13 protein-coding genes are annotated in these 13,030 nt (G+C 73.2%); 6 read left to right on the forward strand and 7 right to left on the reverse strand.

Going from position 1 to position 13,030, the window contains the following annotated elements:
• Positions 1–156: 156 nt before the first annotated feature.
• The gene (trpD, locus tag Q1K26_RS26270; protein WP_300018714.1) at positions 157–1,221 is read right to left on the reverse strand and encodes an anthranilate phosphoribosyltransferase; all 1,065 of its coding nucleotides are present in this window, start codon (positions 1,219–1,221) and stop codon (positions 157–159) included.
• Complete coding sequence (locus Q1K26_RS26275) at positions 1,214–1,654, reverse strand: hypothetical protein (RefSeq protein WP_300018717.1); 441 nt, start codon at positions 1,652–1,654, stop codon at positions 1,214–1,216. Before Q1K26_RS26275 ends, trpD begins: the two co-directional genes overlap by 8 nt.
• An 87-nt stretch (positions 1,655–1,741) precedes the next feature.
• Between Q1K26_RS26275 and Q1K26_RS26280 the strand changes: the two genes are divergently transcribed.
• The 5 genes from Q1K26_RS26280 to Q1K26_RS26300 all read left to right on the forward strand — a co-directional run bounded on the left by Q1K26_RS26280 (position 1,742) and on the right by Q1K26_RS26300 (position 6,545).
• Positions 1,742–2,353: a heme-copper oxidase subunit III gene (locus Q1K26_RS26280; RefSeq protein WP_300018720.1), complete on the forward strand. Its 612-nt coding sequence runs from the start codon at positions 1,742–1,744 to the stop codon at positions 2,351–2,353.
• 52 nt (positions 2,354–2,405) lie between these two features.
• Entirely contained in the window at positions 2,406–3,236 is an 831-nt protein-coding gene (locus tag Q1K26_RS26285) for a c-type cytochrome (RefSeq protein ID WP_300018723.1), read from the forward strand.
• Entirely contained in the window at positions 3,233–4,372 is a 1,140-nt protein-coding gene (locus Q1K26_RS26290; RefSeq protein WP_300018726.1) for a ubiquinol-cytochrome c reductase iron-sulfur subunit, read from the forward strand. Before Q1K26_RS26285 ends, Q1K26_RS26290 begins: the two co-directional genes overlap by 4 nt.
• A complete protein-coding gene (locus tag Q1K26_RS26295) occupies positions 4,369–6,024 on the forward strand; it encodes a ubiquinol-cytochrome c reductase cytochrome b subunit (RefSeq protein ID WP_300018729.1) in 1,656 nt (551 codons plus the stop codon). Before Q1K26_RS26290 ends, Q1K26_RS26295 begins: the two co-directional genes overlap by 4 nt.
• 227 nt (positions 6,025–6,251) lie before the next feature.
• On the forward strand, positions 6,252–6,545 hold the full coding sequence (locus Q1K26_RS26300; protein WP_300018732.1) for a hypothetical protein: 294 nt from the start codon (positions 6,252–6,254) through the stop codon (positions 6,543–6,545).
• Positions 6,546–6,645: 100 nt separating this feature from the next.
• Here the strand turns inward: Q1K26_RS26300 and Q1K26_RS26305 are convergent, their stop codons facing one another.
• The 4 genes from Q1K26_RS26305 to Q1K26_RS26320 are packed head-to-tail and all read right to left on the reverse strand — an operon-like array spanning position 6,646 to position 10,760.
• Positions 6,646–8,403, reverse strand: a complete 1,758-nt coding sequence (locus tag Q1K26_RS26305) for an acyl-CoA dehydrogenase (RefSeq protein WP_300018735.1) — start codon at positions 8,401–8,403, stop codon at positions 6,646–6,648.
• A gap of 39 nt (positions 8,404–8,442) precedes the next feature.
• Positions 8,443–9,798, reverse strand: a complete 1,356-nt coding sequence (locus Q1K26_RS26310) for an FAD-dependent oxidoreductase (protein ID WP_300018738.1) — start codon at positions 9,796–9,798, stop codon at positions 8,443–8,445.
• 42 nt (positions 9,799–9,840) lie between these two features.
• The gene (locus Q1K26_RS26315) at positions 9,841–10,617 is read right to left on the reverse strand and encodes an enoyl-CoA hydratase-related protein (protein ID WP_300018741.1); all 777 of its coding nucleotides are present in this window, start codon (positions 10,615–10,617) and stop codon (positions 9,841–9,843) included.
• Complete coding sequence (locus Q1K26_RS26320; RefSeq protein ID WP_300018744.1) at positions 10,617–10,760, reverse strand: hypothetical protein; 144 nt, start codon at positions 10,758–10,760, stop codon at positions 10,617–10,619. Before Q1K26_RS26320 ends, Q1K26_RS26315 begins: the two co-directional genes overlap by 1 nt.
• An 89-nt stretch (positions 10,761–10,849) precedes the next feature.
• On the opposite strand from Q1K26_RS26320, the gene Q1K26_RS26325 reads away from it, so the two are divergent.
• A complete protein-coding gene (locus Q1K26_RS26325) occupies positions 10,850–11,956 on the forward strand; it encodes a DICT sensory domain-containing protein (protein WP_300018747.1) in 1,107 nt (368 codons plus the stop codon).
• On the opposite strand, the gene Q1K26_RS26330 is transcribed toward Q1K26_RS26325, so the two are convergent.
• Positions 11,937–13,010 carry a winged helix DNA-binding domain-containing protein gene (locus Q1K26_RS26330; protein WP_300018750.1) on the reverse strand — a complete coding sequence of 358 codons (1,074 nt, stop codon included), beginning with the start codon at positions 13,008–13,010 and terminating at the stop codon, positions 11,937–11,939. The two genes, Q1K26_RS26325 and Q1K26_RS26330, sit on opposite strands and share 20 nt — an antisense overlap.
• Positions 13,011–13,030 lie beyond the last annotated feature (20 nt).

A 13,030-nucleotide genomic window follows, 5' to 3' on the forward strand; every position in this document is an offset into this window, starting at 1 on the left:
CGCCGGCGCGGGCCCGCGACACAGGGGACCGCGACACACAGGGACCCGCCACCCACCGGGACCCGCCACCCGCACGTGATCGCCGGACCGGGTGCGCGCCCGACCGAACCGCGCCAACCGCGCCGGCTCACGACCGGCCGCGCGGGCCGGGCTCGGTCAGCCGGCCCGCAACCCCGAGGACACCTCGGCCCACCGTGCCAGCAGCCGCTCCCCGGCCCCGGAGTCGATCGCCTCGGCCACCCGGGGCAGCGCGGCGGCCAGGTCGTCGGCCAGCGACGGCCCGGGACCGTCGAACGCCACCATGGCGGCGGCCGCGTTGAGCAGCACCGCGTCGCGGACCGGCCCGCGCTCACCGGCGAGCACGGCGCGGAACACCGCGGCGTTGACGGCCGCGTCCCCGCCGCGCAGGTCCTCGCGGGTGGCCGGGGGCAGGCCGAGAACGGCGGGATCCACCGTCTCCACCCGCACCCGACCGCCTGTGACGACCCGCACCGTCGACGTCCCGGCGGTGGTGAGCTCGTCGAGACCGTCGTCGCCGCGCACGACCAGTGCGGAGGTGCCGCGAGCGGCGAGCACGTCGGCCACCACCGGCAGCATGGTGGGGAACGCGCAGCCGATCAGCGCGGCCGCGGGCTGGGCCGGGTTGTTCAGCGGGCCCAGCACGTTCATCGCCGTGGGCACCCCGAGCTCGCGCCGCGGCCCCGCGGTGTGACGCATCGCCGGGTGGAACACCGGCGCGAAGCAGAACCCGATGCCGGTCTCGGCGACGCAGGCGGCCACCCCGGCGGCGGGCAGGTCGATGGCGATCCCGAGCGCCTCCAGCACGTCGGCCGTGCCGCTGGCCGAGGAGGCCGCGCGGCCGCCGTGCTTGACCACCGGCGCACCCGCCGCGGCCACCACCACGGCGGCCATCGACGAGATGTTGACGGTGTGCGCCTGGTCGCCCCCCGTTCCGACGACGTCCACGGCGCGCACCGGGACCGTGAACCGGCTCGCGTGCGCGAGCATCGTCTCGGAGAGCCCGGTGATCTCGGCCGCCGTCTCCCCCTTCGCCCGCAGCGCCACGAGGAACCCGGCGAGCTGTGCGGGGGTGGCCTCCGCGGAGAGCACACGCTCCATCACCCAGGCGGTCTCCGGTGCGGCGAGGTCCTCGCCGCGGATCAGCCTGCCCAGCAGAGCCGGCCAGGTGATCGGCGCGGGCCCGGGGGCCGGGTCAGCCACGGACGGCGGGGAGATCCGCCTGCGTCCGGCGCAGGACCTCGGCCACGGTCTCGGCGGCGGTCAGCGGGTCGAGCGGGTGCACCAGCACCGCGTCGGCCTGCGACCAGGTGGCGAGCCAGCGGTCGTCGCGGCGGCGGACCGTCACGACGATCGGCGGGCAGTCGACGATCTCGTTCTTCAGCTGGCGGGAGACGCCCATGCCGCCGGTGGGCTGGGCCTCCCCGTCGAGGATCGCGAGGTCGACCGAGCCGGAGTCGGCGGCCACGAGCACCTCGGCGATCCCGCCGCACTCGACGAACGTGATGCGGCCGAGATCGGGCGCGGGCCGCCGTCCGACGGCCATCGTGATGGCCTCGCGGACCTCGGGCCGGTGGCTGAACACCAGCACGGTCAGGGACGCCTTCTGGGCCTCGGGCACGGCGGGGCTGTTCACGACGCGAACTCTAGAGGAGGGCCGTGGCGAGCCCGACACGAACCGCCGGGGTCCCCGACAGGCTGTAGAAGTTGGTCTGGGGTCATAATGCTCGGTGTGACGACAGCGGCTCCCAACATCAGCGCGCGCATCCACTCGCTGAACCGGCCCAACCTGGTCAGCGTCGGCACGATCGTCTGGCTGTCCAGCGAGCTGATGTTCTTCGCCGGGCTGTTCGCGATCTACTTCACCGCGCGCGCCCAGGCACAGGGTGAGTGGCCCCCGCCGCCCACCGAACTCAATGTCCCGTACGCGCTGGCGGTGACGATCGTCCTCGTGGCGTCGTCGTTCACCTGCCAGTTCGGGGTGTTCGCCGCCGAGCGGGGTGACGTGTTCGGCCTGCGCCGGTGGTACCTGCTCACCCTGGTCATGGGGGCGGCGTTCGTGATCGGCCAGGCCTACGAGTACAGCGTGCTCGTGCTCGACCACGACACCACGCTCGCCTCGAGCGCCTACGGCACCGTCTTCTACATGGCCACGGGGTTCCACGCCCTGCACGTGATCGGCGGCCTGGTCGCGTTCGTGTACCTGCTCATCCGGACGAAGCTGAGCAAGTTCACCCCGCAGCAGGCCACCGCCGCGATCGTCGTGTCGTACTACTGGCACTTCGTCGACGTGGTGTGGGTCGGCCTGTTCGCCGTCATCTACTTCATCCGCTGACATGCCACATCCCGAGATGCCAGGCCATGCCGAACGATCCGAAGGCGCGACGATGACCACCACACCGAAGAAGCGCGGCGCGCGGACCAGGTTCCGCCGCCGCATCGCCGGGGCGATGGCCCTCGGCGTCGGCCTCGTCGCGGCGGGCGGGCTCTACACCGCCCTGGCACCTGCGCCGCAGGTCGCGCACGCGCAGGACGACGCCGCGCTGATCGCCCAGGGCCAGGAGCTCTACAACAACGCGTGCATCACCTGCCACGGCGCGAACCTGCAGGGGGTCACCGACCGCGGGCCGAGCCTGATCGGCGTCGGCGACGCCGCCACGTACTTCCAGGTCGCCACGGGGCGCATGCCGCTCGCGCGCCAGGAGGCGCAGGCCATCCGCAAGCCCCCCCGGCCCGAGTTCGACCCCGACACCGAGGTCGGTCGCGCCAACCTCGACGCGCTCGGCGCCTTCATCCAGGCCAACGGCGGCGGCCCGGTCACGCCGGCCGAGGAGGGCACCGCGCTCCGCGGTGAGGACCTCGCACGCGGCGGGGAGCTGTTCCGGCTCAACTGCGCCTCGTGCCACAACTTCACCGGTCGCGGCGGGGCGCTGTCGTCGGGCAAGTTCGCCCCGCACCTCGACGCCGCGTCCGAGACCGAGATCTACACCGCGATGCTCTCCGGACCGCAGAACATGCCCAAGTTCTCCGACCGGCAGCTCACGCCGGAGGAGAAGCGGGACATCATCGCCTACGTCACGTCGGTGTCGGGCGACGTCGCAGGTCCGGGCGGCAACGCGCTGGGCGGCATCGGCCCGACCGCCGAAGGTCTGATCGTGTTCATCGTGGGCCTCACCGGCCTGATCGGCGTCGCCCTGTGGCTGGGAGCCAAGTCATGACCCTCTCGCACTCCGACCAGGCCCACGGGGACGCCCCCCGGCGCCCCACCGCGGCCGAGCTCGACGAGATGACGACCGACGAGCTCGCCACCCTGGCCGCGAACCTCGACGACGTCGAGATCGTGCACAACCAGCCGAAGTTCCCGATCCCGGGTACGCGCGCGGAGAAGCGCGCCGAGCGTGCCGTCGCGCTGTGGTTCGTCATCTCCGCGGTCTCGGGGCTGGCGTTCCTGCTGGCCTTCGTGTTCTGGCCCTACGAGTACGTCCCGCCGACCGATCCCGGCTACGGCGTCTACGTGCTCTACACGCCGGTCATCGGCGGCACCTTCGGCCTCGCCGTGCTGGCGCTGGGCGTCGGCGTGATCGCCTACGTCAAGAAGTTCTTCCCCGACGAGGTGTCGGTCCAGCAGCGCCACGACGGCGCCTCGGACGAGCTGGCCCGCCGCACCGTGACGGCCCAGCTCGTCAAGGCCGGGCAGGACACCACGATCGGCCGCCGCAAGCTGATCACCCGCGCCGCGGGTGGCGCGGCGGGCGTGTTCGGGCTCGGCCTGACCGTCGCCGCGATCGCGCCGCTGGTGCGCGACCCGTGGGAGGGCGGCGACCAGGCCGCGCTGTGGACGACCGGCTGGCGCCCCGTCGACGGGGAGACCGTCTACCTGCGCCGCGACACCGGCAACCCCGAGGAGATCTCCCTGGTCCGTCCCGAGGACCAGGATCCGGGATCGATGGAGACGGTGTTCCCGTTCCGGGAGTCCGAGCGCGGCGACGAGGAGGCACTGCTGCACGCCCTGCGCCGCTCGGACAACCCGGTCATGCTCATCCGCCTGCGGCCGGGCACGCCGGTGGTCCAGCGTGCCGGCCGGGAGGGCTTCAACTACGGCGACTACTGGGCCTACTCCAAGCTCTGCACCCACCTGGGCTGCCCGACCTCGCTCTACGAGGCGCAGAGCCAGCGGATCCTGTGCCCGTGCCACCAGTCGCAGTTCCTGGCCACGGAGTACGCGCGGCCCATCTTCGGTCCGGCCACCAGGTCGTTGCCGCAACTTCGGATTACAGTGAACGAGGAGGGCTACTTCGTCGCCCTCCAGGACATGGACCCCGTCGGACCGGCCTTCTGGGAGCGGAGATCATGAGTTCGATCACCACACCGACCAGCTCCGGCGGCAACGCCGCACTGGCGGGCGCCCTGAACGGCGTCGACGAGCGGTACCACCCCGCAGCGGGGATGCGCAAGCAGTTCAACAAGGTGTTCCCCACCCACTGGTCGTTCATGCTGGGCGAGATCGCGCTGTACTCGTTCATCATCCTGCTGCTGTCGGGCACCTACCTGGCGCTGTTCTTCGACCCCTCGATGGCCGAGGTCACCTACGACGGGTCCTACGACGCGCTGCGCGGGCTGCACATGACCCGGGCCTACGAGTCGACCCTCGACATCTCCTTCGAGGTGCGCGGCGGCCTGTTCGTCCGGCAGGTCCACCACTGGGCGGCCCTGCTGTTCATGGCCGCGATGGTCGCCCACATGCTGCGCACGTTCTTCACCGGGGCGTTCCGCAAGCCCCGCGAGGCCAACTGGGTCATCGGTGTGCTGCTGCTGTTCATCGGCACGTTCGCCGGGTTCACCGGCTACTCGCTGCCCGACGACCTGCTCTCCGGCGTGGGCCTGCGGATCGCCTCGGGCATCACGCTGACGGTCCCGGTGATCGGCACGTGGACCCACTGGGCGCTGTTCGGCGGGGAGTTCCCGGGCACCGAGATCATCCCGCGGCTCTACATCGTGCACGTGCTGCTGATCCCGGGCATCCTGCTCGCCCTCATCGCCGTGCACGTCGGGCTGGTCTGGTACCAGAAGCACACCCAGTTCCCGGGGGCCGGGCGCACCGAGAAGAACGTCGTCGGCGTGCGGATCCTGCCGGCCTTCGCGGCCAAGGGCGGCGCCTTCTTCGCCGTCACCGTCGGCGTCACCGGCCTGATGGGCGGTCTGCTGCAGATCAACCCGGTGTGGAACCTGGGGCCCTACAACCCGTCGCAGATCTCCGCGGGGTCCCAGCCCGACTGGTACATGCTGTTCAGCGAGGGGATGGGCCGCATCTTCCCGCCGTGGGAGATCTACCTGGGCGACTACACGATCCCGGCGGCGTTCTGGGCCACCGCGGCGTTCCTGCCGGTGCTGTTCGTCATCGCGGGGGCCTACCCCTGGATCGAGCGACGCTTCACCAAGGACACCGCGCTGCACAACCTGCTGCAGCGGCCCCGCGACACCCCGGTACGCACCTCGCTGGGCGCGATGGCGGTCACCACCTACGTGTGGCTGGTGCTGTGCAGCATCAACGACTGGATCGCGCTGTTCTTCAACGTCTCGCTCAACGCCACCACCTGGGCGGGCCGGATCGGCCTGCTGATCCTGCCGCCGATCGCGTACTGGGTGACCTACCGGATCTGCCTGGGCCTGCAGAAGGGCGACCGCGCGGTGCTCGAGCACGGCATCGAGACCGGCATCATCAAGCGCCTGCCGCACGGCGAGTTCATCGAGGTGCACCAGCCCCTCGCCGGGGTGGACGCCCACGGGCACCCGATCCCGCTCGCCTACCAGGGTGCCCCGGTGCCCAAGCGGATGAACCAGCTCGGCATGGGCGGGCAGCCGGTGCCCGGCTCGCTGCTCACCCCCGACCCCCGCGAGGAGACCCTCGCACTGGAGAAGGCGCGGCACGACGGTGCCGCCGCCGAGGAGGCGCAGCGACACGGCACGCGGGAGCTGGCCGGCACGCCGAAGGACGTCGAGGACTGATCACCGCCCGTTGACCCGAAAGGGCCACGCCGATGATCGGCGGGGCCCTTTCGCGCGTCCGGGCCGACCCGCTAGAGTGCTACTCATGCGTAACGCAGCCCTCGCCCTCGACGCGGCCGTACGGCCGCGCGTCGGCTGAGCCAGGCTGCCGGCGCGCGTCCCCGCCTCACCCCCGTCACCGAGGCCTGGCTCGGTTCCCCGTCACCCGCGGAACCCCGGAGCCGATCATGACCGTTCTCGACCCTGCCACCCGCCCGTCCTGGGCCCCCCGCACCACCTGGACCCCTCGCGTCGCCCGCCGCCACGAGATCGTCACCACCGGCGGCATGGAGGGCATCCTGCGCGTCGGCGACGCGTTGCGCGCCAGCGGCTACCCGGTCCGGGACTTCACCGCCGACGTGCGCGACGGCGTCCCCTACAGCTCGGTCACCTGCACGGTCTCACTGACCAGCACCGAGTCCGCCACGTTCGCCGAGCGCATGGGCACGCTGCCCGCGGTGATCTCGGTCGAACCCTGCTGAGCACCGGCAAGCCCGCGCTCGCACGCGTTTCGGCCGATCGCACACGCTGCTGCCTGTGCGACCGACCGCAGCGTGTGCGACAGCGGCGGGCTGCACGCACTCAGAGCCATTCCGGGCGGACGTCGAGGGTGGTGCGGTCCAGGCTCTCCAGCAGCACGAACTGCGGGCCGGTGCGGGCCAGCTCGTGGCGCAGGAAGTACGCCGCGGCGGCGCGCTTGCCGTCGAAGAAGTCGCCCGTCCGGTCGCCCACCGCCACCAGCTGCTCCAACCAGATCCACGCCACGACGACGTGCCCGACGGCCTCCAGGTAGACCGAGGAGTTGGCCAGCGTGACGGCGGGGTCGCCCGCGGCCCACAGCGCGGCGGTGACCTCGGCGGTGCGGGAGGCGGCCGCGTCCACCGCGTCGGCCTCGGTGGTGAGACCGACCGCGCGGGCCGTGGTCACGGTGGCCGAGATCGTGTCCAGCAGCAGCCGCAGCCCCGCGCCACCGTCCATCACGACCTTGCGGCCGAGCAGGTCGAGGCCCTGGATGCCGTGGGTGCCCTCGTGGATCGCGTTGAGCCGGTTGTCGCGCCAGAACTGCTCGACGGCGTACTCGCGCGTGTAGCCGTAGCCGCCGTGCACCTGGATCGCGAGGTCGTTGCCGTGCAGGCACCACTGCGACGGCCAGCTCTTGGCGATCGGGGTCAGGACGTCGAGCAGCAGCAGTGCGCGGCCGCGGTCCTCCGCGGTGGCCGCGGTGCGCTGCTCGTCGAGCAGGCGGGCGCAGTAGAGCACCAGCGCCACCGCACCCTCGGCGTAGGCCTTCTGGGCCAGCAGCATCCGGGCGACGTCGGGGTGCTCGACGATCGCCACCGGCTGCCCCTCGCGGCGGCCCTGCACCCGGCTGCGGGCGTAGTCCAGGGCGTGCAGGTAGCCGGTGTAGCCCAGGGCCGCCGCTCCCCCACCGACACCGACGCGCGCCTCGTTCATCATGTGGAACATGTAGGCCAGCCCACGGTGCTCCTCCCCGACCAGGTGGCCGACGGCTCCCGGCTCGTCGCCGGGCCGGTACCTCCCCTCGCCGAAGTTGAGCAGCGTGTTGACGGTGCCGCGATAGCCCATCTTGTGGTTCACACCGGCGAGCACCACATCGTTGCGCCGCCCGTCGGCGAGGATCTTCGGCACCAGGAACAGCGAGATGCCCTTCACCCCCGCCGGGCCGCCGGGGATCTTCGCCAGCACCAGATGCACGATGTTCTCGCTCAGGTCGTGGTCCCCGCCGGAGATCCACATCTTGTTGCCGAACAGGCGGTACGTGCCGTCGCCGCGGGGCTCGGCGCGGGTGGTGATGTCGGCCAGCGACGAACCGGCCTGCGGCTCGGACAGGCACATCGTGCCGAAGAACCGGCCCTCCAGCATCGGGCCCACCCAGGTGTCGATCTGCTCCGGCGAGCCGTGCGCGAGCAGCAGGTTGGCGTTGGCGATCGTGAGGAACGGGTAGGCCGCCGTGCCGACGTTGGCGGCCTGGAACCACAGGAAGCACGCCTGCGCCACGGCCTGCGGCAGTTGCATCCCGCCCACCGACTCGTCCATGGCCGCGCTGAGGATCCCGGTGCCGGCGAACACCTCCAGCGCCTTGGCCACCTCCGGGATCATCTGCACCCGCTCGCCGTCGAACTCCGGCTCGCGGGTGTCGGCGGCCCGGTTGTGCGGGGCGAAGTGCTCGGCGGCCACGCGCTCGGAGAGGTCGAGGACGGCGTCGAAGGTCTCCCGGGAGTGCTCGGCGTAGCGCTCCCGGGAGGTCAGCGCGCCGACGTCGAGCCAGTCGTGGAGCAGGAAGTCGAGGTCACGGCGGGACAGCAGCAGCGAGCGCACGGCCCAGGCTAACCCGTGACCGGCGCGTGAGACCGGCGTTCAGGTGGCCTGCGCACCGTGCGCCGCATCCAACATCTCCGCGAGCTCGGCGACCTTCACCCGCTCCGCGCCGCGCTGCCCGCCGCGGCGGACCTCCTCGGCGTCCAGGCGCAGCCACGCCGTCCAGTCCACCGGACGGATGCCGTGCGCGGTCAGCGCCGACCGCAGGGCCGTCGGTTCCGGGTGGGCGGGCGCCGGGAGCGTCGGCAGGTCCTCCAGCACGGCCTTGACCGTCTCACCTGCGTCGCCCTTGTTCGTCCCGATGACGCCGGTGGGGCCGCGCTTGATCCAGCCGGTGACGTAGGCGCCGGGCACCGGCACGCCCCCGTCGACGACGCGGCCCGCCTCGTTGGGCACGGTGCCGGTGGCCGCGTCGAACGGCAGGCCGGGGATCGGCTCGCCCGCGTAGCCGATCGCGCGCACGACGAGGCCGACGTCGAGGGTCTCCAGGACCCCGGTCCCGCGCACGCGGCCGTCCTCGGTGATCTCGTTGCGCTCGACGACCACCCCGGACACCCGCCCGTCCTCGCCGAGCAGCCGTACCGGGGTGCGCAGGAACCGCAGGTGGACCCGCCGCGGCGCATCGCCCGCGGCGTTCCCGGTCCACTCGGTGAGCATCGCGAGGTTCTGCTTCTGCCGCCGCTCCGCGGGTTCCTCGACGCCCGCAGCGAGCAGGCCGTCGTCGTGCACGAGCACGTCGGCGTGGGCGAGGTCGCCGATCTGGTTCAGCTCGGCCGGCGTGAACCGGACGTGCTGCGGGCCGCGGCGGATCAGCACGTGCACGTCGCGGACGGCGCTGTCGCGCAGCGCGTCGAGCACCGGGCCGGGGACGTCAGTCTCCGCCATCTCGTCGGCGGTCTTGGCCAGCACGCGGGCGACGTCGAGCGCCACGTTCCCGGCCCCGACGACGGCCACGCCGGGGTGGTCCAGCGGCGGGTCCACCTGGGTGAAATCGGGGTGCCCGCAGTACCAGCTCACGAACGCGCCCGAGCCCAGCGAGCCCGCCAGGCCCTCCCCCGGCACGCCGAGCTCGCGGTCCACCGACGACCCCGTGGCGTGCACGATCGCGTGGAAGTGCTCACGCAGCTCGTCGAGACCGATGCCGCCCTCACCCACCCGCACACCGCCCAGGAACTCGACGTGGGCCGGGTCGAACGGGCGCTGCAGCACCCGGATCACCGACTTCATCTTCACGTGGTCGGGCGCCACCCCGTACCGGACGAGCCCGTACGGTGCGGGCAGCCGGTCGAGTACCTCGACGCTCACCGGCTCACCGGACGCCAGCAGGGCCGCCGCGGCGTAGAGCCCCGAGGGCCCGGCGCCGATGACCGCGACCCGGAACTGTCCGTGCTCCATTGCTCGTGCCTCCGAGGTGTCGGATCGGGGGTGGGAGGGGGGTCAGCTTTCCAGTGGCAGGAAGTGCGGCGCCCGCTTCTCCCGGAACGAGGCCACGCCTTCGCGCAGGTCCGGCCCCCCGATGAAGCGGTCGACGTGGAAGTAGGAGCGCTCCAGCGCCTCGCCGAACGGGGCGTCGAGCTCGTCGAGCACCTGCGCCGCGATGACGGCCATCGCCCGTGGCGCGCAGTGCACGGCGAGGTCCGCGGCGTAGGTCTGGGCGGCGGTGAGCACGTCGTCCCGGGGCAGCACGCGGCTGACCAGGCCCAGCTCCCGCGCCTCACGGCCGTCGAAGACCCGGGCCGAGAGCAGCAGGTCGAGGGCGTTCTCGACGCCGACCAACCGCGGCAGGGTCCAGGCGATGCCGTACTCGGCGACGAGTCCGCGGCGGGCGAACGCGGTGGAGAACCGGGCGGTGTCGGCGGCGAAACGGACATGGCAGAACAGCGCCTGCACCAGCCCGACGCCCGCGCACGCTCCGTTGATCGCGGCGATCAGCGGCTTCGGGAACCGCCGCGGCACGTCCACCGACCGGTGCGGCAGCGTCGCGCCCTCCGACCCGAGGCCGCCCAGCCGGGACATGTCGGCGCCGGGGCAGAACGTGGACCCGGCCCCGGTGACGACGACGGCGCGCACCCCCGGGTCGCCTGCCGCCTCGGTGAGCCGCGCGTAGTAGGCGGCCTCGATGTCGTCGGCCCAGCCGTTGCGCCGCTCGGGGCGGTTGAAGGTGAGGGTGCGGACGCCGAAGCCGTCCTGCTCGACGAGCACGGGCTCGGTCATCACGCCTCCACGACGGTCGGGGCGCGCAGCGCGCGGACGGCGGTAAGCCCGCTCCCCGTCTCCGGATGGTCGACCTCCCCGGTGCCGCGCGGCCGCACCTCGGCGGCGCCGTCCTCGATCGTGCCGGCCGCGCGGTCCCCCATGCCCGCACCCTAGCCGCCGCGCCCCCGAACGGACGTAGACCCGATCGGCCGAGTGGTGAGGCGTAGTCGAGGGGCTACTGTCCGACGTCATGTCCGCTTCCGACGGCGCCACGTTCGGCAAGCGCGTGCTCGTCGAGCTCTCCCACGCGATCGAGCGGTTCGCCCTGGCCGCCGACCCGGGCAGCCCACTCGTCGTCATCGCGATGTTCCAGCGCCTGTCCTACTTCCAGCGCGAGTCCGAGGTCTACCGCCAGATCGCCGCGCGCAGCACCGTCACGCTCGTCGCGCTGGTCGAGGACTTCCCGCCGCAGCTGCCGCCGGGGGTCCGGCACGTCCTGCTGCCCGAGGACGACGAGCTGGCCCGGGAGTGGAGCGTCACCGTGCTGGGCCCGGGCGGCGGCGCCACCCTGGTGGCCGTCGACCAGGAGACCGTCGACGAGGGCGCGCACACCCTGGAGGACGGCCGCCGCTTCGTCGGGAACTGGTCGTTCCGCCGCGCCGACGCCTACCGCGAGGTGCTGCGGATGCGGGCACAGCTGCGCCTGCCCGCGGAGACGGTCACGGCGATCGACGAGGTCCTGCACGCCGTGCTCGCGGCGTCGGAGCCCAGGGAGCAGAGGTGGTGGAACGTCCCGCTGGCGTTCCTCGCCGAGCGCGTCGACGTCGCCGTGCGGGAGCGCGCCGGGCTGCAGGCACGCCTGGACGCCTCGACCGCGCACGTCGCCTCGGAGCACCCGGGCGACGCCGCCGAGCGCGACCCCCGCACGGGCCTGTTCACCGCCGCGTTCCTGCAGCGGTGGACGACCGGGCTCGGCGCCGGGCTCCCGGTCGGGCTGGTGCTGCTGCGGGTACCCGGTGTCGCCGACCTGCGCGGCCGGTACGGGCTGCGCGCCGAGCTCGCGGCGCTGCAGGGCGTCACGCGGGCGGTGGCGGAGCTGCTCGACCCCGTCGACCGCCTGGTGCGGCTGGGCCGCGAGGACTTCCTGCTGGTGCTCCCGTCGTGGTCCGAGCAGCGGGTGCTGGCCCTGTGCGACGAGGTGTGCGCGCGGGTGGCCCGGCTCGACCAGCAGTTCCCGTTCGTCGCGCTGCCCGCGGTGGCGGCGGCCACCGTCACCCGGGACCGGCCGCTGCCGATCGAGCGCCTGGTCCGGCAGGTCAACGGCAGCGAGCGGCGGGTCAGCCAGGTCGCCGGGTAGCGCCCACCTCGTCCGGTCCGTACAGCTCGGCGCCGAGACGCTCGGCCTCGGCGTCGACCTCGGCACGGGCGGCCGGCCGCAGTTCGTCGAAGGCCTCCCAGCTCACCCGCCCGTCGGTGTGGCGCCAGGTGCCCGCCACCTGGCCGTCGACGAGGAACGTGGGCACCGACTGGGGCATGCTCGTGGCGAACACCCGCGGTCGGTGGGCCTCGGGCAGGATCCGGGCCCGCCGCGCGTGCACCAGCAGCGTGGCGTCCCACGGGCCGAGGAACCGCACCGGCGCCGGGGTGGCGGCGGGTGGCAGCGGCGCCCGCGGCACGTCGACCAGCAGGCCGCCCGCCTCGTCGCGGAACCGGCGCAGCTCCAGCCGCGCGAGCACCTCGCGCACCTCGGTGAGGTTCCATCCGCAGAACGACCCGATGTCCTTGGCCGACGCCGGCCCGAAACCGCGCAGGTAGCGCGCCGCGAGCAGCTCGCGCCCGGCCTCCTCGGTGACGGGTGCGGCACGCCGCAGCCAGGTGTCGGCGAGGCCGTAGACGTGGGCCCGCGGTCGCTCCCAGGTGCCCGCGGGCGGCACCCGGACCAGGTCGACGAACAGCTGCACCCCCCGCCAGGTGTCGCGCGGGAACCCGTCGGCGGCCAGTGACCGCTGCAGCTCGGCCTGGGTGAGCGGGCCGGCGGCCAGGTACCCGCGGACCGCGTCGACGACGCGCGCCATGTCCAGCCCGGCCGGCGGGACCCACAGCCGACGCCGGGGCCGCCGCACGGCCTCGGTCATCGGCCGGTACTCGGCCGCCGAGACCATGTGGATGGTGCAGCGCATGACCCAGGCCTGCACGACCCGCCCCGCCAGCAGGGCGTCGGTCAGGTCGGCCCGCCGGAACCCGGCCAGCCGCGACCACAGACCCACGTAACCCGAGGGGGCGTACTGCGTCTGGAGCCCGGCCACCCGCTCCACCGCCCGCGCCGGGGTGAGCGGCGAGCGCTCCAGGAGCAGTTGGCGCGCGAGCACGGCCCGGTTGAGCTCCGGGGCGGTCAGGACACGTTCGGCCACGGGGAGCAGTGTGCCCGGCG

Source organism: Pseudonocardia sp., from assembly GCF_029263155.1.
Classification (GTDB): domain Bacteria; phylum Actinomycetota; class Actinomycetes; order Mycobacteriales; family Pseudonocardiaceae; genus Pseudonocardia.

What these genes read in the sequence shown, in the direction of transcription:
- Q1K26_RS26280 (WP_300018720.1), top strand. Translation starts at nt 1,742, where the DNA reads ATGCTCGGTGTGACGACAGCGGCTCCCAACATCAGCGCGCGCATCCAC.
- Q1K26_RS26295 (WP_300018729.1), top strand. Translation starts at nt 4,369, where the DNA reads ATGAGTTCGATCACCACACCGACCAGCTCCGGCGGCAACGCCGCACTG.
- Q1K26_RS26315 (WP_300018741.1), bottom strand. Translation starts at nt 10,617, where the DNA reads ATGACCGAGCCCGTGCTCGTCGAGCAGGACGGCTTCGGCGTCCGCACC.
- Q1K26_RS26310 (WP_300018738.1), bottom strand. Translation starts at nt 9,798, where the DNA reads ATGGAGCACGGACAGTTCCGGGTCGCGGTCATCGGCGCCGGGCCCTCG.
- Q1K26_RS26285 (WP_300018723.1), top strand. Translation starts at nt 2,406, where the DNA reads ATGACCACCACACCGAAGAAGCGCGGCGCGCGGACCAGGTTCCGCCGC.
- Q1K26_RS26290 (WP_300018726.1), top strand. Translation starts at nt 3,233, where the DNA reads ATGACCCTCTCGCACTCCGACCAGGCCCACGGGGACGCCCCCCGGCGC.
- Q1K26_RS26320 (WP_300018744.1), bottom strand. Translation starts at nt 10,760, where the DNA reads ATGGGGGACCGCGCGGCCGGCACGATCGAGGACGGCGCCGCCGAGGTG.
- Q1K26_RS26325 (WP_300018747.1), top strand. Translation starts at nt 10,850, where the DNA reads ATGTCCGCTTCCGACGGCGCCACGTTCGGCAAGCGCGTGCTCGTCGAG.
- Q1K26_RS26300 (WP_300018732.1), top strand. Translation starts at nt 6,252, where the DNA reads ATGACCGTTCTCGACCCTGCCACCCGCCCGTCCTGGGCCCCCCGCACC.